An 18,522-nucleotide genomic window follows, 5' to 3' on the forward strand; every position below is an offset into this window, starting at 1 on the left:
AGCCTGTGCGATAGGGCAACAAGTTAATTGTTTTCAATGAGGACCCCTAATGACCGCACAGTCAGGTTTGTTGCAGGGCAAGCGTGGATTGATTCTGGGCGTCGCCAACAACCGCTCCATCGCATGGGGTATTGCAAAGGCCGCTCGCGATGCAGGCGCGGAGCTCGCATTTACCTATCAGGGCGATGCATTGAAGAAGCGTGTCGAACCGCTGGCAGAAGAGCTTGGCGCGTTTGTTGCCGGACATTGCGATGTAGCGGACGCCGCCAGTATCGATGCTGTTTTCGAGACGCTTGAAAAGAAGTGGGGCAAGCTCGACTTCCTAGTGCATGCTATCGGTTTTTCCGACAAGGACGAATTGACGGGCCGCTATCTCGATACGTCGGAAGCCAATTTCACCAACACGATGCTGATCTCAGTCTATTCGCTGACGGCGGTTGCGCGCCGGGCGGAAAAGCTGATGGCGGATGGCGGATCGATCCTGACGCTGACCTATTACGGCGCCGAAAAGGTCATGCCGAATTATAACGTCATGGGCGTGGCTAAGGCCGCTCTCGAAGCAAGCGTGAAATATCTGGCTGTCGATCTCGGGCCCCAGAACATTCGTGTCAACGCAATCTCGGCTGGCCCGATCAAGACGCTTGCCGCTTCAGGCATTGGCGACTTCCGCTACATCCTCAAGTGGAACGAATACAATGCGCCGCTGCGTCGTACCGTCACCATCGAGGAAGTGGGCGATGTCGGCCTCTATTTCCTTTCCGACTTGTCCCGTTCGGTGACCGGCGAAGTCCACCACGCGGATAGCGGCTATCATGTCATCGGCATGAAAGCGGTTGACGCTCCAGACATTTCGGTCGTGAAAGACTGAAGCATCGAAAACAAAATCCCGAAAAGTTGACCGGCTTTTCGGGATTTTTCTTTGTCTTTTCCGATGCGGGGAAGCTATCCAGATTATTCATTGACGGCAGATAGAGGTAGGGCTGTGGCTCGGGAAATCATCTACTTTTCGCGTCACGGCGAGACGGACTGGAATGTCTCGCAGCGTATTCAGGGGCAGCTTGATATCGACATCAACGATAATGGGCGCAGCCAGGCCGACCGCAATGGTGACATGCTGAAATCGCTGATCGGCAACGGCGCGGGCTTTGATTTCGTGGCAAGTCCGCTTCGTCGCACGCGTGAAACGATGGAGCGCATCCGCCTGCGCATGGGGCTCGACCCGTACGAATACCGCACCGATCCGCAGCTGATGGAAGTCAATTTCGGCGACTGGCAGGGCTTCATGATGGAAGACATCGCCAAAGAGCGCGAGGATCTTCTGGAAGCGCGCGCCCGCGACAAGTGGAATTTCGTGCCGCCGGGCACGACTGCCGAAAGCTATATGGGCCTGTCGCGCCGTATCGGGCGTTGGGTAGAAGCCGTGGAATGGCCGACAGTCTGCGTGACGCATGGCGGCTGCATCCGCACGCTGTTTTATCTTTATGGCGATATGGACGGCCATGCCGCTGCCAATCTTTCCATCCCACAGGACAAGATCCTGAAGTTCGCAAACGGCAAGCTGGAGTGGGTTTGATCCTGCAAATCAGTCTATAGTGATTGCGAACAGAACTTTGCCAGCTATGGAGGCGTTACATGCCCTTCGAACGTTTCGCGGTCATATCGGATATTCACGGTAACAGTGATGCGCTGGCTGCGGTGCTGGCCGATATCGATGCATTGCAAATCGAGACGATCATCAATCTCGGCGATCATCTGAGTGGCCCCTTAGCCGCGCGTGAGACCGCAGATATGCTGATGGCGCGGGAAATGATCTGCATTCGCGGCAATCATGATCGCTGGCTTGTGGAAAAGTCGCTCGCGGAGATGGGACCGTCGGATCGGGTCGCGCGCGAACAGCTTGATGACCGGCACATCGAATGGCTGCGCGCAATGCCTGCATCGCGCTCTCTGGCCGATGGACGTATATTCATCTGCCACGGAACCCCATCGAGCGATACCACCTACTGGATGGAGAAAGTTATCGCGAATGGTGATGTTGTTCTGCGGTCTCGGGTCGAGATCGAGGCGGAGGCCGAAGATATAGCGGCGTCTCTTATCATTTGCGGCCATACGCATACGCCGCGGGTCGTTCGTCTTGGGGACGGGCGAGTGCTGGTCAATCCGGGAAGCGTGGGTTGTCCCGGTTACGACGACGATCACCCGGTTCCGCATATTGTCCAGACCGGCAATCCCAATGCGTCCTATGCTGTCGTCGAACAGACCGGGGCCGGCTGGCAGATAACCCTGCGCAATGTTCCCTACGATACTGCACGGATGATCCAGATGGCAGAGAACAACGGTCGTGCCGAGTGGGCGCGTGTTGTCAGAAGCGGCTGGTTCCAGTCCAAATGAAAAGAGCGGCTTATGAGCCGCTCATTCTTCTGTAGGGGCGGTTCCGGGCTTACGGCGCTTCCTGAATGTCGGTGATGAAGCGCGTGCTGTCGACCATGTCATAGATGATGAGGACTTTCATGCCCTTGTTGATCGCGCTGTAATCGAACTCGCCGGGCAGCTTGTATGTCTGGCCGTCATCCAGCGTTATGGTTTCGCTATCCTTGTTGATACCGGTGATCTTGCCTTCGGCATCGTCTGCCATGGCTACCGTTGAGAAGAGCGACGCCACTATGAGAATTAATCCGACCAGATAATGCATGACTTTCCGTTCCTTTGGTTGTGCCTCGGGTTGGGTTGTCGCCTGACCGATTCGACACGATTGTCGTGATTGCGATTATCAGCGCCTTGCGCCGTATACCCACAGTTTAGCGTGCGGAATGTGTCAAAAAAAATGCCGGATATCGATCTTCAGAAGGAAATTTTACGTCACGGGGGAGCTTGATTTGACCAGCGTCAAAAAGCTAAATAAAACCGGGCCGTAAAGTAGCTGCTCTCTCCTTGACCTGCTCCGGACAAGGACAATTTATTCAGGCGTCGCGCATGTCTCACAATAGTTTCGGTCATCTGTTCCGCGTAACCACCTGGGGCGAAAGCCACGGTCTGGCGCTCGGTTGCGTTGTTGACGGCTGCCCGCCCGGCATCACGTTCACTGAAGCCGAAATTCAGGCCTATCTCGACAAGCGCAAACCCGGCCAGTCCAAATATACGACGCAGCGCCGTGAGCCGGATCAGGTGCGTGTGCTTTCCGGTTTTCTTCTGGACGACGACGGCGTAACCATGACGACGACCGGTACGCCGATTTCGATGATGATCGAGAACACCGATCAGCGCTCGAAGGATTATGGCGAGATTGCCCGCCAATATCGTCCGGGGCATGCCGATTATACCTATGATGTCAAATATGGGATTCGTGACTATCGCGGCGGCGGACGTTCGTCGGCGCGCGAAACAGCGGCCCGTGTTGCCGCCGGTGCCATTGCACGCAAGATCGTGCCGGGGCTTGAGGTCAAGGGCGCGCTGGTCGCCATGGGCGTGCACGGTATTGACCGCCGCCGCTGGAACTGGTCGGAAGTGGACAACAATCCGTTCTTTTCGCCGGATGCGGGTTCGGTCGAGCTGTTTGCAGACTATCTTGATGGGATTCGTAAGAGCGGGTCGTCGGTTGGCGCGGTCATCGAGATCGTTGCTGAAGGTGTGCCTGCTGGTATCGGAGCGCCGATCTACGGCAAGCTCGATCAGGATATTGCAAGCCTGCTGATGTCGATCAATGCTGTAAAGGGCGTGGAAATCGGCAACGGTTTCGAAGCTGCCCGTCTCACCGGCGAAGAGAACGCGGACGAAATGCGCATGGGCAATGACGGCAAGCCCCTGTTCCTGTCCAATCATGCCGGCGGCATCCTGGGCGGTATTGCAACCGGTGCGCCGGTTGTGGCGCGCTTTGCCGTCAAGCCGACCTCATCGATCCTGACACCGCGTCGCTCCATCGACAAGGACGGCAAGGAAGTGGATGTGATGACCAAGGGCCGTCACGATCCATGTGTGGGTATTCGCGCCGTTCCGATCGGTGAGGCGATGGTAGCTTGCGCGATTGCCGATCATTATCTGCGACACCGCGGCCAGACCGGTCGCGTCTGACTAACTTGGGGCCAAACTGGCCGCGTTTGATTGAATTGGGCCGGATTGGCCATATCTGACCGACGATAGGGCCGTTGGTTGCCTGACATATAGAGGTCGAAATGAGCTATAATCAAAAACAGGTCGTTGATGCGCTTCGCGCTTTCGAACGCGGCGAGATTGTCGTGGTCATGGATGATGACGGACGCGAGAACGAAGGCGACCTGATCGTTGCCGCCGTGCATTGCACGCCGGAAAAGATGGCCTTCATCGTACGCCACACATCCGGTATCGTCTGTACCCCGATGACCCGCGACGAAGCCAAGCGCCTCAACCTCGCACCGATGGTTGCCGAAAACGAATCCGCTCACACGACGGCATTCACTGTAACGGTTGATTATCGCCATGGCACGACGACCGGCATTTCGGCGGAAGATCGCACATTGACCGTGCGCAATCTGGCGAACCCCAATGCTGGCGCTTCGGACTTTGTGCGTCCCGGCCATATTTTCCCGCTGGTTGCCCGCGAAGGCGGCGTCTTGATGCGTTCCGGCCATACGGAAGCTGCTGTCGATCTCTGCAAGCTCGCAAACCTGCCGCCTATCGGCGTTATCTGCGAGCTGGTCAATGATGACGGTTCCGTCATGCGTGGCCCGGACGTGAAGGCCTTTGCCGAAAAGCACACGCTGCATCGGGTCACGGTCGCTGACCTCATAGCCTATCGCCAGCGCAAGGAAACTTTGGTCAAGCGCGTTGGCGACGCGCCGGTCAAGACCTGTGCAGGTGCGGCCCATGCCTATACTTACGAACTGCCATGGGAGCCCATGCAGCACGTGGCTGTCGTATTCGGCGATATTCGTGACGGCGAGGAAGTGCCGGTCCGCCTGCATCGCGAAGATGTGCTGAACGACGTCTTTGGTAAGGGTGGCAGCAATCTTGATGCCATCATGGAAAAGATGGGCAAGGAAGGTCGGGGCGTGCTGGTTTATCTGCGCGAAGGCTCTGTCGGCGTACGCGCGGATCATCACGACACACGCGCGCGCGATGTGATCCAGAGCGACCATGAAAGCCATGCCGAAGCGGTTGCCCGCGAGGAAGAATGGCGCCAGATCGGCCTCGGAGCGCAGATATTGAAGGATCTCGGCATCACGTCGATCGTGCTTCTGGCATCGCGTGAGCGTCACTATGTCGGCCTTGAAGGTTTCGGCATCCACATCGCGCGAACGGAAATCATCTAATCTCAATTCAGACGGAGCTGGCGCATGGTCGTCATGGCCATGTGCCGGTGAGATGCTATAGTGAATCTATGACCACACGGCTTTACTGGCATCCGATCTATCTTGAACACCTGACTCCGCCCGGCCATCCCGAGCGGCCGGATCGCATCCGGGCGTTGATGAGCGAACTGGAGGGGCCGGATTTCTATAGGCTCGACCGGGTAGAGGCCCCGCGCGGCGATGAGGCATCAGTGTTGCTCGCGCATCCGGAAAAACATCTGGAAGCCATACGTGCCGGCATACCGGAGCCAGGTTCGGACGAGGAAGTACCAGCGCCTGTCGTGAAGCTCGACGGCGACACCTATGTCAGCCCGAAAAGCATGGATGCCGCACTGACGGCCATCGGTGCTGCGACGGCGGCGGTTGACGATGTATTTTCCGGCGCTGCGAACAATGTGTTCGTTGCTGCCCGGCCGCCGGGACATCATGCCGAGCGTTCCAACGCGATGGGCTTTTGCCTTTTCAACAATATTGCAATTGCTGCCCGCCATGCGCAACAGCGTCACGGCGCGGAGCGTGTCGCTATCGTCGATTGGGATGTCCATCACGGCAACGGGACGCAGGATATTTTCAAGGACGATCCAAGCGTCCTGTTCTGTTCGACGCATCAATTTCCCTTGTATCCAGGCACAGGTGCGAAGGATGAAACCGGCGTCGGCAACATTTTCAATGCGCCGCTTTCGCCTGATACGGGAAGTCGCGAGTTCCGCGAGGCATTTAATAGTCGTGTATTGCCCGCTTTGGACAATTTCCGGCCAGATTTGATCCTTATTTCGGCGGGCTTCGACGCTCACTTTCGTGACCCGCTGGCCGAGCTCAATCTCGACGAAGCGGATTTTGACTGGGCGACAGGCAAACTCATGGAACGGGCAGAAAGGTTCTGCGATCACCGGCTAGTGAGTGTGCTTGAAGGTGGATATGATCTAGAGGGCTTGTCGCAGTCCGCGTCTACGCATATTACGCGGCTGTTGAAAGGATGAATCATGGTAACCGAACCGTCCAACGCCGACATTGCGGTAATGAGCTTCGAGGATGCGTTGAAGCAGCTTGAGAAGATCGTCGACGATCTGGAGCGGGGCGATGTGCCGCTGGAAGAATCCATTCGCATCTATGAGCGCGGCGAAGCCCTCAAGAAGCATTGCGATACGCTTCTGAAGTCTGCCGAGGACAAGGTGGAGAAGATTCGCATTGGCCGCGACGGTCAGCCGGTCGGAACCGAGCCGCTGGATCCCGAATAAACCAACCGGGTACATCCGGTCAGAATAATGTTTTGAGCTGGGCGACGTAAGGCGCCAGAACGCCGCTCAGCATGTAGGGGCCAAGTCCCCAGGCAAGCGTCCATCCTGCAGCGCCGACAATGTTGGCTGCCAGAAAGTGTAGCGGGTTCATTTTCATTGAACCTGCAACGATACCGTTAAGCTGCCGCAGCAACACGACGAAGCGTGCCGTTGCAACCACATAAATTCCCTTGCTATCGAAAAGTTTCTCGAACTGCTCCAGCCGTTCCGGCGTCAGCTTGACGAGATGTCCATATCGCAGGATCAGTCGGCGTCCACCAAACCGCCCGATCAGATAGCCCGTACAATCGCCTAGCACCGCGCCAACAAAGACCGCGAGCAGCACAGCCTCAATGTTCAGCGCTCCATGAAGGGCAAGCAGCGAGCTTGCTACGAGGGCGCTTTCGCCCGGCAAGGGTGCGCCGAAAGATTCAAAATATACGACGAAGAAAAGCGCCAGCGCACCATAAGCGGCGATATAGGGTTCCAGAAAGCTCATTAATTGACAGGTCTTTCGGCAAGCGGAATTAAAAAGGCTCCGGACGAGCCGGAGCCTGAATTTCATGCTAGCACATCAGCCAATGGAACGTTTGCCCGAAATGGCATGGTAGATCCATAGCACTACGACCGCGCCGATGATGGAAACGATCAGGCTGTAAATGTTGAGGCCGGTGACGCCCTGTGCGCCGAAAAAGGTGAAGATGACGCCGCCGATGATGGCGCCGACAATGCCGAGAGCAATATCCAGGAACATGCCCTGGCCACTTTTATTGACAATCTTGCTGCCGATGAAGCCGGCAATCAAGCCTAGTATTATCCAGCTTATAACAGACATCTAATATCTCCCGATGCGTAAATACACTTTTGCATCACGCACTTAGGAAATTTTCACACTGCTACAAAATTTGCAAGGTATAATGCTTGTCAAATTGGGAAACCCATTTAACTTTAACTTACCGAATGCACAGTTGGCATCGGATAACAGGGAGTATCGTGTGATGGGAAGTTATGACGACAACTCAGGCAATTCGCCCATTCCCGGCGGAAGCCTCGCGAAACCGGTTCTGATTGCGCTCGGCGCCCTGCTGATCGGCAAGATGCTGAAGGGGAATAGCGACGAGGCGGAGACCACTCAGGCGCAGCCCGCGCCAGTGCCGGATCAATCGCAGGCAGGCGGCGGACTGCTTGGCGGCATCCTTGGCGGTCTTGGCGGACTGCTCGGTGGTGCGGCTGCAGGTAATGCTTCTGCTGCTCCCTCGGCTCCGGGTTCTCTCGGTGGCGGTCTTGGCGGTCTCCTCGATCAGCTGAAACAGGCTGGTTTGGGTGAAAAGGTGGATTCCTGGGTCGGCCAGGGTTCCAACCACCCAATCGAGCCGGGCCAGCTTGGCGACGCAATCGGTCAGAAAACCTTGAGTGAAATCGCACAGCATGCCGGTATCGACCAGCAGGAGCTTCTGGATCAGCTGTCTCAGGTGCTGCCAGGATTGGTGGATAAGCTGACGACCAACGGACAGGTGCCAGACGCGAGCTCGCTTTCGAAGCTGCTGCAGAGACGCTGACTGTATTTATATCATGATCGAACCGCACCGCTCGTCGGTGCGGTTTTGTTTTGGGGATAGTTTCGATAAAGTGAAACCACCGCTTATATAAGCACCGTAGATCAACGGCTGGAGTTGCGTTTCATGAGTTTCTTTCCGTGTCCTGATCCGGTTCTTGGCGACAAGACCTCGGTTGACAGCATCGAAACGCTGGTCATTCCCCGCACGAGTGACATTGGCGGGCTGGAAGTGCGGCGAGCCTTGCCGACGGTACGTCGCCGTCTGGTGGGCCCGTTCATTTTCTTCGATCGCATGGGACCGGCTGTTTTGCGGGACGGCGATGCGCTGGATGTGCGCCCGCATCCGCATATCGGCCTATCCACGGTGACCTATCTGTTTGACGGGCATATTCGTCACAGAGACAGCCTTGGCACTGAAATGGTTATCCGTCCCGGTGACGTGAACCTGATGACTGCGGGCCGCGGCATTGTGCATTCCGAACGATCTCCTGAAGAAGAGCGTAACGGACCATTATCGATTTCCGGTATCCAGACCTGGCTGGCGCTGCCCGATGCGCTGGAAGAGATCAATCCTGAGTTTTTTCACACCAATGCGCCCGACCTGCCGGTGATGGAGGATCGTGGTTTCTCCGGCCGGCTGATCATGGGTTCCATGCTGGGACTGAAGTCTCCGGTGATCCAGCACGCCGATACGCTTTATGCGGATATTCGAATAGAGCCGAACGGGCAATTTCCAATCCCGCCTGTGGCCGAAGAGCGCGCCATCTATACGCTGCAGGGCAATGTCGGCATTGGCGGTGAAGTGTTTCCACCGGATCGCTTGCTGGCTTTTCGCCCCGGCGACGACATTGTCGTGCAGGCCGGACCGGAAGGCGCACATATTATGCTTTTTGGCGGTGCAACTCTTGGTTCGAAGCGCTATGTATGGTGGAACTTCGTATCCTCTTCACGGGAGAGGATCGAGCAGGCCAAGGAAGAATGGCGCAGTGGGCGTTTTGACATCGTGCCCGGTGACGAGAAGGATTTCATACCTTTGCCTGAATGAGGGTATTTGAGCCCGGCTATAGGACACGATGTCCCGCCCTGCTTGATCCCGTCGCGTTGCTGCTATACCGACAACAAAGCCTAACCAGAAACAGGTTGTTTTAATGTCCCGACCTATGACCCCATTGCTTGACAAGGCGCCGACCCCGGAAGCCCTGCGTGCATTGCCGGAATCCGACTTGCCACAACTCGCGCAGGAATTGCGCGCAGAGTTGATTGATGTGGTTTCTACCACTGGCGGGCATCTGGGCGCGGGACTGGGGGTAGTGGAGCTGACAGTAGCATTGCACCACGTCTTCGACACGCCGCATGACCGTATCATCTGGGACGTCGGCCATCAGGCCTATCCGCACAAGATTCTGACGGGGCGCCGCGACCGTATCCGCACATTGCGCCAGACCGGCGGTCTTTCGGGCTTCACCAAGCGCACAGAGAGCGAATACGATCCTTTCGGAGCGGCGCATTCGTCGACATCGATTTCGGCCGGCCTCGGCATGGCGGTCGCATCCGATCTTTCCGGCGAAAAGCGCAATGTGATTGCAGTCATCGGCGATGGTTCGATGTCTGCTGGCATGGCCTATGAGGCGATGAACAATGCCGGGGCGCTCGACGCGCGCCTGATCGTTATCCTCAACGATAACGACATGTCGATTGCACCGCCAACCGGTGCCATGAGTGCCTATCTGGCGCGTCTCGTCTCCGGCAAGACCTATCGCAGCGTTCGCGAAGCCGCCAAGCAGGTCGCCAAGAAACTGCCGAAGTTCCTGCAAGACAAGGCCCGCAAATCGGAAGAATATGCGCGTGCCTTCTTCACGGGCGGCACATTGTTCGAGGAACTGGGCTTCTATTATGTCGGTCCCATCGACGGGCATAATCTGGATCATCTGCTGCCCATCCTGAAAAACGTACGTGATACGCAGGAAGGCCCGGTGCTCATTCATGTGGTGACGCAGAAGGGCAAGGGTTATGCGCCTGCCGAAGCTGCTGCCGATAAATATCACGGCGTCAACAAATTCGACGTTATTACGGGCAAGCAGTCGAAGCCGCCTGCAAACGCACCGAGCTACACCAAGATTTTCGGCACCAGCCTGATCGAGGAAGCACGCCATGACGACAAGATCGTGGCGATCACCGCCGCCATGCCATCGGGAACGGGGCTTGATCTTTTTGGCGAAGTGTTTCCGCAACGCACATTCGATGTCGGTATTGCCGAGCAACATGCGGTAACCTTCGCCGCCGGCCTCGCCAGCGAAGGTTTCAAGCCGTTTTGCGCGATCTATTCCACCTTCCTGCAGCGTGGTTACGATCAGGTTGTGCATGACGTGTCGATCCAGAACCTGCCCGTGCGCTTCCCCATTGATCGCGCCGGTCTGGTTGGTGCCGATGGCCCGACCCATGCAGGCTCCTTCGATACAGGCTTTCTCGCAGCTCTTCCCGGTTTTGTGGTGATGGCTGCGTCGGATGAAGCCGAACTGCGCCATATGGTACACACGGCTGCCGAATATGACGAAGGCCCGATTTCTTTCCGCTATCCGCGTGGTGACGGTGTGGGTGTTGACCTGCCGGAGCGTGGTCAAGCGCTCGAAATTGGCAAGGGCCGCATCGTGCGCGAAGGTACGAAGGTTGCGCTCCTATCCTTCGGAACGCGTTTGCAGGATTGCCTTGCCGCAGCCGATGAGCTGGGGGCCGCCGGTCTTTCGACCACGGTTGCCGATGCACGCTTCGCCAAGCCGCTCGATCACGATCTGATCCGCCGCCTGGCGCGTGAGCATGAAGTGCTGGTTATGGTGGAAGAGGGCGCTGTCGGCGGCTTCGCTTCCCATGTGCTGCAATTCCTTGCCACCGACGGCCTTCTTGATCGTGGCCTCAAGGTGCGGGCTTTGACATTGCCGGATAGCTATCAGGACCACGGCAAGCCGGATGCGATGTATGCCGAGGCCGGTCTTGACCGGACAGGCATCGTGCATGCGGTGTTTGCCGCTCTTGGCCGCGAGGCTGTTGCAGCGCCATTTAGCGCCTGACCGATGGGTGGGGAAACGAGCGACAAGAACCTGCGGCTCGATCAGCTAATGGTGGAGCTTGGGTTGTTTGCAACGCGTTCGCGGGCGCGCGATGCGATCCAGCGCGGCACGGTCAAGGTTGACGGCAAGCCTGTCACCAAGCCGGGCCAGACGGTTCTGCGCACCGCAAAGATCGCCGTGGATGATCCCGCAAGCGCCTATGTTTCCCGCGCTGCCTTGAAGCTTATCGCGGCGCTCGACCATTTCGACCTTGATGTGAAAGGGCGTACGGCGCTCGACATCGGCGCTTCGACTGGCGGTTTTACGCAAGTTCTGCTGGAGCGCGGCGCGAACCATGTTCTTGCCATTGATGTCGGCCACGACCAACTGCATGAGACCCTGCGCGCCGATCATCGCGTCACCAACAAGGAAGGGCTCAACGCCCGCGCTCTGGAGCTTTCCCATCTCGATGGACGCAATGTCGATTGTGTGGTTTCGGATGTGAGTTTCATTTCGCTGAAACTCGCATTGCCTCTGGCATTGGCCTTTGCGCAAAAAGGTGCTATCTGCGCGCTTCTTGTAAAACCGCAATTTGAAGCGGGCCGCGAGGCCATTGGCAAGGGCGGCATTCTGCGTGATCCGAGAGATGGCGAACGCATTGCGGAAGAACTGAAATCATGGCTGGAGACGCAAGCTGGCTGGCGCGCGCTCGGTCTTTGCCCGTCGCCTATCGAAGGCGGCGATGGTAATCGTGAATATCTCCTGGCAGGAAAGAAAGATCGATGACGACCCAGATTACAATCCGCTCGATCGGTGCGGGCGGCGATGGCGTCGCCAACCTTCCTGATGGCCAGATTTATGTGCCTTTCACGCTGCCGGGCGAAGTGGTCAATGTTGCGCGCGACAGGAACCGCGCGACGGTTATGGCGCTTCTCGAAACATCGCCCGAGCGTCAGGCCCCGGCCTGCCAGCATTTCGAGGATTGCGGTGGCTGCGCGCTTCAGCATTGGCAGGATGAACCCTACCGTCTGTGGAAGCGCGAACTGGTCGTCTCCGCGCTCAAGGGCAGGGGAATTGAGGCGGAGGTTGCGCCTCTGGTTGCTTGCCAGCCGCGCACGCGCCGCCGTGCTGTTTTTGCGGCACGCAAGACGGAGAAGGGCGTGTTGCTCGGCTTCAACCGTCACCTCAGCCATGAAATCATTGATATCGTCGAATGTGCGGTAACCGTTCCGGAGATCATTGCGCGGCTTGATGATCTGCGTGAAGTCGGGGCCTTGATTGCGCCCGGCTCAAAGCCGTTCAAGCTGGCAGCAACACAAACGGAATCCGGTCTCGATCTTGCTGCAAGCGGTTGCGGCCAGCTGAGCGACGAGCAACGGCGCGCACTGACGGCGCTTGTCATGAAGAAGGGCTTTGCGCGCCTTTCGCATGAAGGCGAGATCATTGTCGAGCCGAAGAAGCCGCTCATTCATTTCGGCAAGGTGCCGGTTCCTGTTCCGCCCGGTTGTTTCTTGCAGGCGACGGTGGATGCCGAGGAAGCAATGGTGCAGCTCGTGCTGGACCATGTGGGCAAAGCCAAGCGTGTCGCGGACCTGTTCTGCGGTGTCGGCACATTCGCGCTGCGGATTGCAGAAAAGAGCGCGGTTCATGCCGTTGAAAACGACGCGCTGGCCCTTGCGGCTCTCGACCGTGGCGTGCGCCATGTTCAGGGATTGAAGCCTGTTTCAGTTGAACGTCGCGACCTTTTCCGCCGTCCGCTGATGCCGAAGGAATTGCTGCCCTATAACGCCGTGGTTTTCGATCCTCCGCGTGCAGGTGCGGAAGAACAGGCGCTTGAACTTGCAAAATCCAAGGTGGAGAAGGTTGTCGCGGTTTCGTGCAATCCGGTGACGCTCGCCCGCGACCTCGCCATTCTGGTGAAGGGCGGCTATCGCGTTACACGTGTCACGCCGATTGACCAGTTCCTCTGGTCGCCACATGTTGAGGCCGTGGCGACACTGGTGAAGAGGTGAGGCAATAGGGCAGTAAGTGAATAAGGCAGTATGTTTGGGTTGTAGATGGCCGCGACGGCTGTAACTTCCTACTGCCCTACTGCCCTACTGCCCTACTGCCCTACTGCCCTACTGCCCTAAACTCACATCTTTTCGATGATCTTCTGGTCGCCTTCATGCGCCTTTCCGTTGGCGGCGATGATGGCGGGGACGATGTCATCCGCCTTGTCGATGACGAGCGGCTTCACTTGGTGCGCGGTGTGTAGGAAACCTTCCGCCGTCATGTGCTCCAGAAGCGAGAGCATCGGCTGCCAGAAATTATTGATGTTAGCGAACACCATCGGCTTGCGATGCTTGCCGAGCTGCGCCCAGGTCATCATTTCCACGATTTCCTCAACCGTGCCAATGCCGCCAGGGAGCGTGACGAACGCATCCGACTTCTGGAACATGAGATGCTTTCGCTCGTGCATGTCGCCGACGACGATGAGCTCGGTCAGCTGTTCGGCTTTTTCAAGGCTTGCTTCCTTGTCGAGCAGGAAGGTCGGGATGATGCCGGTGACTTCGCCGCCAGCTTCCATCACGCCCTGTGCCACGGCGCCCATGATGCCGCGCGTGCCGCCGCCATAGACGAGGCGCAAACCGTGTTCGGCGATGGACCGGCCAAGCGTAACGCCGGCTTCACGATAGATGGGATTCAGGCCCGTAGACGAGCCGCAATAAACACAGATGGATCGAATCTCAGACATGATTTTCTTGTGCGCTTTTGACCTTTCAGCGTCAAGCGTCTGCGATTTCATTTTGCAGTGAAGATTGCCGTCAGTGAGACGTTTACGTCAGGTTCCGGGTGGACATTCACAGCGATTGTTATATCTCAATCCGTATGTACTCCAGATTGAGAAGTGGATTGGATATGAAGAACTGGGTTGTGTTTCTCGGGCTCACCTTTGCCGCATCATCCGCATCGGCTGGCGAGATCAACATCAAACTGCCGGACGATACCGAAGTAACGACCAACTCCGTTCTGTATAAATGTGGCGAGAAGAATGTCTCGGTAACCTACTACAATGCCGGTGATATTTCACTTGCTGAGCTGGAGCTCGAAGACGAGACTATCGTCGCTTCCAACGTCATTTCAGGGTCTGGAGCCAAATATGCCGGTGGCGTCTATATCTGGTGGACCAAGGGCGAAACGGCCGATCTCTATAACCTTATGGACGATCCAGACCAATCAAAGCCGACAAACTGTGTAGAACAGTAATCTAGCTAATAAAAAGCCTCGTACCTTTTGCTGTTTCGGTGCAGATTTCTTGTGGGGGGAAGCCAAAAGCTATAAACCCGTCATTAAAGTCTCTGGCGTGGGTTTCGAAGCGAAATGCAAAAAAACAGTTTAGGGTTGCTCGGTATCGGGCTCGTCGCAATTGTCGCCGGGCTCGGCCTTTATTGGAATGCGACGCGATCCCGCGTTGAGGCGCCGCAACCCAATGCAACTGCGCCAGCGTCGACCCCGGCGTCGAGCAATGCGCCAGCGCAGCCACAAACAACGCCATCCGAGACTACCAAACCTGCAGGTGACGTTTCAGCAAACGATGCGAAGCCGCAAGGCGCGCAATCGGAAGAGCATACCAAGCAGGCTGATGCCGCTCCCGCAGAGCAGGCCAGCAAGACGCCGGTTTTCGATCTTCTTCGCGTCGAGCCTGACGGTTCGGTCGTGGTCGCAGGCAAGGCGCTGCCCAATGCCGATGTGGAGATTGTTGCAGGCGCAACCGTTGTGGGCAAGGCCAAGGCGGGACCCAATGGCGATTTCGCCATTGTTCTGGATGAGCCTTTAAAGGCGGGTGATCATCAGCTCGTCTTGCGTGCTACTGGTGCGGACAACAATGTAGCTACCTCCGCGCAGACGGCCATCGTGTCGGTGCCTGAAACCAAGTCGGGGCAGGTGCTGGCGCTGGTTGAGGAGCCGGGGCAGGCGAGCCGCCTGATCACCAAGCCGGAGACAGCTCCTGCACCACAGGAGAATACAGACGCTGCCCCCGAAGCGGCAGCCAAGGCCGACAAGCCGGAAGCCAAGCCTGCGCAGGACTTGCCGATTGCAATCGAAGCGGTGGAAATTGAGGGCCAGTCGGTTTTTGTGGCGGGTAAAGCCAAGGGTGGCAATCGTGTGATCGTCCACGCCAATGATACGTTACTTGGTGCTAGCCTCATTTCACCTGATGGCCGTTTCCTCGTGCAGAGCAAGCAGCCGCTCAGCGTCGGAGACTATATCATTCGCGCCGATCTGCTCGATAATGCCAATCAGGTTCTGGCGACAGCCCGCGTCCCGTTCCGTCGCGAAGCGGGCGAGAATATCTCGGCTGTTGCTTCGGATACTGACGGTCAGACGGCAGCTCCATCGGGCACGAATGGCGGTGAAGCCGCTTCGTCGGCAGCACCGCTGCAGAAAGTCGAAGGTTCGGTCATCATTCGTCGCGGAGATAATCTCTGGACGATATCCAAGCGCGCCTATGGCAAGGGCACACGATATACGACGATCTATCTCGCCAATCGTGATCAGATTCGCAATCCGGATCTCATCTGGCCAGGTCAGGTATTCAACATGCCGAAGGAACCTCTGGGTGAGGGCGAGGTCAAGCGCCAGTTGGAAGATAGCGCTAACTGACGGGGAGTTGCCGGCACTGAAACGTGGCTCTCAACATAGGGAGGCGCGTTTCAGTAATATGCGCCAGTCACGACAGTGTGTTTCCGTTTGGCGGTCTTTTCTGGAATGAACGTCTCCAAATCTTGAACTTCAGAGTATAATCGTATATCGTCGATATACGATGAAGATAGTTCTGGACAAAAGCTCGACCGAAGCCGTCGCCGATCTGGCGCAGCTCGGTATTGACGATGAAGCGGCAGCGCGCATTTGCGCCGCGCTGGGCCATCCTGTCCGCATTCGAATTATCCGCCAGTTGATGATGGAGGACGCCTGCTGCTGTAAGGATATTGTCGGCAAGCTCGACCTTGCACAATCGACAGTTTCCCAACATCTCAAGGTCCTCGTACAGGCCGGTCTTATCGATTATCGGCCTGAGCGTCAGTCTTCGCGTTACAGCGTCAACTGGCAGCAACTAAGCGCTGTCCGCACGCATTTTGCTTCCTTCAAGAGCAGATGCTGCGGCTAGAGCGCATCCCGAAAAGTGAGAACCGGTTTTCGGAACCAGATGCGCGTAAAACAAAAGATGGAGCATCCCGAAAAGCCCGAAGTGGCTTTTCGAAGTGATGCGTCGATACAAACAGATAAAGCGATGACGGAGTTTCATCTCGTACGAAATCGCTTCAGCCCACCGACTTGAAAGAACGCACCATGAGTTCCCCCAAAACGGTTTCCGCCGACTCCGGCGAGACGTTCAAGACACTGCGAAATCTCTGGCCCTATATGTGGCCTTCCGACAGGCCCGATCTGCGCATGCGTGTCGTCTGGGCCACGTTCTATCTGGTGATTTCCAAGATCGTACTCATCCTCGTACCCTATTTCTTCAAATGGGTGACGAATGCTTTGACCGGTCAGTTGAATCCGCCGGATTATATCCCGTTGTTTCTGGTCGGCGCGGTGATGCTGGTGCTGGCTTATAACGGTGCCAAGATCGTACAGGCCGGTCTCAACCAGCTCCGCGATGCATTGTTTGCGAGCGTCGGCCAATACGCGGTGCGTCAGTTGGCCTACAGAACCTTCGTGCACATGCACCAGCTTTCGCTCAGGTTCCATCTTGAACGGCGTACGGGTGGGCTTTCGCGGGTCATTGAGCGCGGCACAAAGGGCATCGAAACGATTGTCCGTTTCACGATCCTCAATACGCTGCCTACCATTCTTGAATTTGCACTGACGGCGGTGATTTTTGCCGTCGCTTACGGCATTTCCTATCTGCTCGTGGTCGCTGCGACGGTCTGGCTCTACACTTGGTTTACGATCAAGGCGAGCGACTGGCGCATCAATATCCGCCGCGAAATGAACGACTCCGATACGGATGCCAACACCAAGGCGATCGACTCGCTGCTCAACTTCGAAACGGTCAAGTATTTCGGCAACGAGAACATGGAAGCAAAGCGCTTCGACGCCTCGATGGCGCGCTATGAAAAGGCCGCAACCCAGACCTGGACGTCGCTCGGCTGGCTGAACTTCGGTCAGGCCGTCATCTTTGGCGTTGGCATGGCGGTGGTCATGGTCATGTCGGCGCTGGAAGTTCGGGCCGGGACGCAATCCATCGGCGATTTCGTTTTCATCAATGCCATGCTGATGCAGCTTTCCATTCCGCTCAATTTCATCGGTTTCATCTATCGCGAAATCCGTCAGGGTTTGACCGATATCGAGCAGATGTTCGATCTCCTCGATGTGCAGCAGGAAGTCGTCGATAAGCCCAATGCACCAGCATTGAAAATCGATCACGGTGCGATCCGTTTTGATGATGTGCATTTCGCTTATGATGCGAACCGCCCGATCCTCAAGGGCATCAGTTTTGAAGTTCCGGCAGGAAAGACAGTAGCGATTGTCGGACCTTCGGGCGCGGGTAAATCCACGATCTCGCGACTGCTGTTTCGCTTCTATGATGTGCAGTCCGGATCGGTTTCCGTCGACGGGCAGGACGTCCGCGACGTTACGCAGGAAAGCCTGCGCAAGGTCATCGGCATGGTGCCGCAGGACACCGTACTGTTCAACGATACGATTGCTTACAACATTCGCTATGGCCGTCCTGATGCCACGGCTGAAGAGGTGGAAAAGGCGGCAGAACTGGCGCAGATTTCCGGCTTCATCAAGCACCTGCCGGAAGGCTATCAATCTATGGTTGGCGAACGCGGCCTCAAGCTTTCGGGCGGTGAGAAGCAGCGTGTAGCCATTGCGCGTACGATCCTGAAGGCCCCCCCAATCCTGATACTCGATGAAGCGACTTCCGCGCTCGATACGGCAACGGAGCAGGAAATCCAGTCTGCGCTCGACATTGTCAGCCGAGGCCGCACCACGCTCGTCATCGCGCACCGTCTGTCGACCGTGATCGGTGCCGATGAGATCATCGTTCTGAAAGACGGCCTGATTGCCGAACGTGGCACGCATCGCATGCTTCTCAAGCATAAGGGGCTTTATGCGTCCATGTGGGCTCGCCAGCGCGAGGCCGACGAGGCAGAAGAGCGTCTGCGCCAGGTTCGGGAAAGCGACGAGCTGGGTGTCGTCAAACGCGGCGTTCCGGCGGCGGAATAGCTCGTTTGTCGGCAGTTACTTATATTAGGGCACGATCACGTGCCCTAACAGCCGTGAATAATTTGCGAAATGGATTTCGATTCTGAACAGGATGAGGT

General features: G+C 56.9%; 20 protein-coding genes. 16 read left to right on the forward strand and 4 right to left on the reverse strand.

Going from position 1 to position 18,522, the window contains the following annotated elements; translation table 11 throughout:
* The first annotated feature begins 49 nt into the window (after window positions 1–49).
* From fabI to HWX93_RS09180, 3 genes are all read left to right on the forward strand, one after another.
* Entirely contained in the window at window positions 50–868 is an 819-nt protein-coding gene (gene fabI / locus HWX93_RS09170; RefSeq protein WP_176037191.1) for an enoyl-ACP reductase FabI, read from the forward strand.
* Between the two features lie 114 nt (window positions 869–982).
* Window positions 983–1,573, forward strand: coding sequence for a histidine phosphatase family protein (locus tag HWX93_RS09175; protein WP_176037192.1), 591 nt, complete (start codon window positions 983–985; stop codon window positions 1,571–1,573).
* A 59-nt stretch (window positions 1,574–1,632) separates the two neighbouring features.
* A complete protein-coding gene (locus HWX93_RS09180) occupies window positions 1,633–2,391 on the forward strand; it encodes a metallophosphoesterase family protein (protein ID WP_176037193.1) in 759 nt (252 codons plus the stop codon).
* Window positions 2,392–2,440: 49 nt separating this feature from the next.
* On the opposite strand, the gene HWX93_RS09185 is transcribed toward HWX93_RS09180, so the two are convergent.
* Window positions 2,441–2,692, reverse strand: coding sequence for a DUF1344 domain-containing protein (locus HWX93_RS09185; protein ID WP_010658359.1), 252 nt, complete (start codon window positions 2,690–2,692; stop codon window positions 2,441–2,443).
* A 281-nt stretch (window positions 2,693–2,973) separates the two neighbouring features.
* Between HWX93_RS09185 and aroC the strand changes: the two genes are divergently transcribed.
* The 4 genes from aroC (at window position 2,974) to HWX93_RS09205 (ending at window position 6,562) form a co-directional block, all read left to right on the forward strand.
* Complete coding sequence (aroC, locus tag HWX93_RS09190) at window positions 2,974–4,068, forward strand: chorismate synthase (RefSeq protein WP_176037194.1); 1,095 nt, start codon at window positions 2,974–2,976, stop codon at window positions 4,066–4,068.
* 101 nt (window positions 4,069–4,169) lie between these two features.
* Window positions 4,170–5,285: a 3,4-dihydroxy-2-butanone-4-phosphate synthase gene (ribB, locus tag HWX93_RS09195; protein ID WP_109986144.1), complete on the forward strand. Its 1,116-nt coding sequence runs from the start codon at window positions 4,170–4,172 to the stop codon at window positions 5,283–5,285.
* Window positions 5,286–5,353: 68 nt separating this feature from the next.
* Window positions 5,354–6,304 carry a histone deacetylase family protein gene (locus tag HWX93_RS09200; protein WP_176037195.1) on the forward strand — a complete coding sequence of 317 codons (951 nt, stop codon included), beginning with the start codon at window positions 5,354–5,356 and terminating at the stop codon, window positions 6,302–6,304.
* A 3-nt stretch (window positions 6,305–6,307) separates the two neighbouring features.
* Entirely contained in the window at window positions 6,308–6,562 is a 255-nt protein-coding gene (locus HWX93_RS09205; RefSeq protein WP_002963588.1) for an exodeoxyribonuclease VII small subunit, read from the forward strand.
* A 19-nt stretch (window positions 6,563–6,581) separates the two neighbouring features.
* Here the strand turns inward: HWX93_RS09205 and HWX93_RS09210 are convergent, their stop codons facing one another.
* Together HWX93_RS09210 and HWX93_RS09215 are read right to left on the reverse strand one after the other, a co-directional pair.
* Entirely contained in the window at window positions 6,582–7,100 is a 519-nt protein-coding gene (locus HWX93_RS09210; RefSeq protein ID WP_176037196.1) for a DedA family protein, read from the reverse strand.
* Window positions 7,101–7,175: 75 nt separating this feature from the next.
* Window positions 7,176–7,436, reverse strand: coding sequence for a GlsB/YeaQ/YmgE family stress response membrane protein (locus tag HWX93_RS09215; RefSeq protein WP_109986147.1), 261 nt, complete (start codon window positions 7,434–7,436; stop codon window positions 7,176–7,178).
* A gap of 163 nt (window positions 7,437–7,599) precedes the next feature.
* Between HWX93_RS09215 and HWX93_RS09220 the strand changes: the two genes are divergently transcribed.
* The 5 genes from HWX93_RS09220 to HWX93_RS09240 all read left to right on the forward strand — a co-directional run bounded on the left by HWX93_RS09220 (window position 7,600) and on the right by HWX93_RS09240 (window position 13,215).
* Window positions 7,600–8,160 carry a YidB family protein gene (locus HWX93_RS09220; RefSeq protein WP_109986148.1) on the forward strand — a complete coding sequence of 187 codons (561 nt, stop codon included), beginning with the start codon at window positions 7,600–7,602 and terminating at the stop codon, window positions 8,158–8,160.
* Window positions 8,161–8,283: 123 nt separating this feature from the next.
* A complete protein-coding gene (locus HWX93_RS09225) occupies window positions 8,284–9,204 on the forward strand; it encodes a pirin family protein (RefSeq protein ID WP_176037197.1) in 921 nt (306 codons plus the stop codon).
* Between the two features lie 103 nt (window positions 9,205–9,307).
* Entirely contained in the window at window positions 9,308–11,224 is a 1,917-nt protein-coding gene (dxs, locus tag HWX93_RS09230) for a 1-deoxy-D-xylulose-5-phosphate synthase (protein WP_176037198.1), read from the forward strand.
* A gap of 3 nt (window positions 11,225–11,227) precedes the next feature.
* Window positions 11,228–11,989 carry a TlyA family RNA methyltransferase gene (locus HWX93_RS09235; RefSeq protein ID WP_176037199.1) on the forward strand — a complete coding sequence of 254 codons (762 nt, stop codon included), beginning with the start codon at window positions 11,228–11,230 and terminating at the stop codon, window positions 11,987–11,989.
* Window positions 11,986–13,215 (forward strand): class I SAM-dependent RNA methyltransferase, encoded by a 1,230-nt coding sequence (locus tag HWX93_RS09240; protein ID WP_176037200.1) that lies wholly within the window; start codon window positions 11,986–11,988, stop codon window positions 13,213–13,215. The genes HWX93_RS09235 and HWX93_RS09240 overlap by 4 nt, the downstream gene beginning before the upstream one ends.
* 122 nt (window positions 13,216–13,337) lie before the next feature.
* Here HWX93_RS09240 and HWX93_RS09245 read toward each other — a convergent pair whose 3' ends face one another.
* Window positions 13,338–13,940, reverse strand: coding sequence for a TIGR00730 family Rossman fold protein (locus tag HWX93_RS09245; RefSeq protein ID WP_109986277.1), 603 nt, complete (start codon window positions 13,938–13,940; stop codon window positions 13,338–13,340).
* Between the two features lie 164 nt (window positions 13,941–14,104).
* On the opposite strand from HWX93_RS09245, the gene HWX93_RS09250 reads away from it, so the two are divergent.
* The 4 genes from HWX93_RS09250 (at window position 14,105) to HWX93_RS09265 (ending at window position 18,424) form a co-directional block, all read left to right on the forward strand.
* Window positions 14,105–14,452, forward strand: a complete 348-nt coding sequence (locus HWX93_RS09250) for an MliC family protein (protein ID WP_029925558.1) — start codon at window positions 14,105–14,107, stop codon at window positions 14,450–14,452.
* Between the two features lie 114 nt (window positions 14,453–14,566).
* On the forward strand, window positions 14,567–15,850 hold the full coding sequence (locus HWX93_RS09255; protein ID WP_176037201.1) for an Ig-like domain-containing protein: 1,284 nt from the start codon (window positions 14,567–14,569) through the stop codon (window positions 15,848–15,850).
* 160 nt (window positions 15,851–16,010) lie between these two features.
* Window positions 16,011–16,355 (forward strand): ArsR/SmtB family transcription factor, encoded by a 345-nt coding sequence (locus tag HWX93_RS09260; RefSeq protein ID WP_176037202.1) that lies wholly within the window; start codon window positions 16,011–16,013, stop codon window positions 16,353–16,355.
* Between the two features lie 182 nt (window positions 16,356–16,537).
* Window positions 16,538–18,424 carry an ABCB family ABC transporter ATP-binding protein/permease gene (locus HWX93_RS09265; RefSeq protein WP_176037203.1) on the forward strand — a complete coding sequence of 629 codons (1,887 nt, stop codon included), beginning with the start codon at window positions 16,538–16,540 and terminating at the stop codon, window positions 18,422–18,424.
* Window positions 18,425–18,522: the final 98 nt, after the last annotated feature.

Origin of the sequence: Brucella tritici, from assembly GCF_902825325.1 — a bacterium.
Taxonomy (GTDB): domain Bacteria; phylum Pseudomonadota; class Alphaproteobacteria; order Rhizobiales; family Rhizobiaceae; genus Brucella.

Bases quoted from the DNA above. Each gene is read 5' to 3' on its own strand.
- fabI (WP_176037191.1), top strand. From the start codon at position 50: ATGACCGCACAGTCAGGTTTGTTGCAGGGCAAGCGTGGATTGATTCTG.
- HWX93_RS09180 (WP_176037193.1), top strand. From the start codon at position 1,633: ATGCCCTTCGAACGTTTCGCGGTCATATCGGATATTCACGGTAACAGT.
- HWX93_RS09185 (WP_010658359.1), bottom strand. From the start codon at position 2,692: ATGCATTATCTGGTCGGATTAATTCTCATAGTGGCGTCGCTCTTCTCA.
- aroC (WP_176037194.1), top strand. From the start codon at position 2,974: ATGTCTCACAATAGTTTCGGTCATCTGTTCCGCGTAACCACCTGGGGC.
- ribB (WP_109986144.1), top strand. From the start codon at position 4,170: ATGAGCTATAATCAAAAACAGGTCGTTGATGCGCTTCGCGCTTTCGAA.
- HWX93_RS09200 (WP_176037195.1), top strand. From the start codon at position 5,354: ATGACCACACGGCTTTACTGGCATCCGATCTATCTTGAACACCTGACT.
- HWX93_RS09205 (WP_002963588.1), top strand. From the start codon at position 6,308: ATGGTAACCGAACCGTCCAACGCCGACATTGCGGTAATGAGCTTCGAG.
- HWX93_RS09210 (WP_176037196.1), bottom strand. From the start codon at position 7,100: ATGAGCTTTCTGGAACCCTATATCGCCGCTTATGGTGCGCTGGCGCTT.
- HWX93_RS09215 (WP_109986147.1), bottom strand. From the start codon at position 7,436: ATGTCTGTTATAAGCTGGATAATACTAGGCTTGATTGCCGGCTTCATC.
- HWX93_RS09220 (WP_109986148.1), top strand. From the start codon at position 7,600: ATGGGAAGTTATGACGACAACTCAGGCAATTCGCCCATTCCCGGCGGA.
- HWX93_RS09225 (WP_176037197.1), top strand. From the start codon at position 8,284: ATGAGTTTCTTTCCGTGTCCTGATCCGGTTCTTGGCGACAAGACCTCG.
- dxs (WP_176037198.1), top strand. From the start codon at position 9,308: ATGTCCCGACCTATGACCCCATTGCTTGACAAGGCGCCGACCCCGGAA.
- HWX93_RS09235 (WP_176037199.1), top strand. From the start codon at position 11,228: ATGGGTGGGGAAACGAGCGACAAGAACCTGCGGCTCGATCAGCTAATG.
- HWX93_RS09240 (WP_176037200.1), top strand. From the start codon at position 11,986: ATGACGACCCAGATTACAATCCGCTCGATCGGTGCGGGCGGCGATGGC.
- HWX93_RS09245 (WP_109986277.1), bottom strand. From the start codon at position 13,940: ATGTCTGAGATTCGATCCATCTGTGTTTATTGCGGCTCGTCTACGGGC.
- HWX93_RS09250 (WP_029925558.1), top strand. From the start codon at position 14,105: ATGAAGAACTGGGTTGTGTTTCTCGGGCTCACCTTTGCCGCATCATCC.
- HWX93_RS09255 (WP_176037201.1), top strand. From the start codon at position 14,567: ATGCAAAAAAACAGTTTAGGGTTGCTCGGTATCGGGCTCGTCGCAATT.
- HWX93_RS09260 (WP_176037202.1), top strand. From the start codon at position 16,011: ATGAAGATAGTTCTGGACAAAAGCTCGACCGAAGCCGTCGCCGATCTG.
- HWX93_RS09265 (WP_176037203.1), top strand. From the start codon at position 16,538: ATGAGTTCCCCCAAAACGGTTTCCGCCGACTCCGGCGAGACGTTCAAG.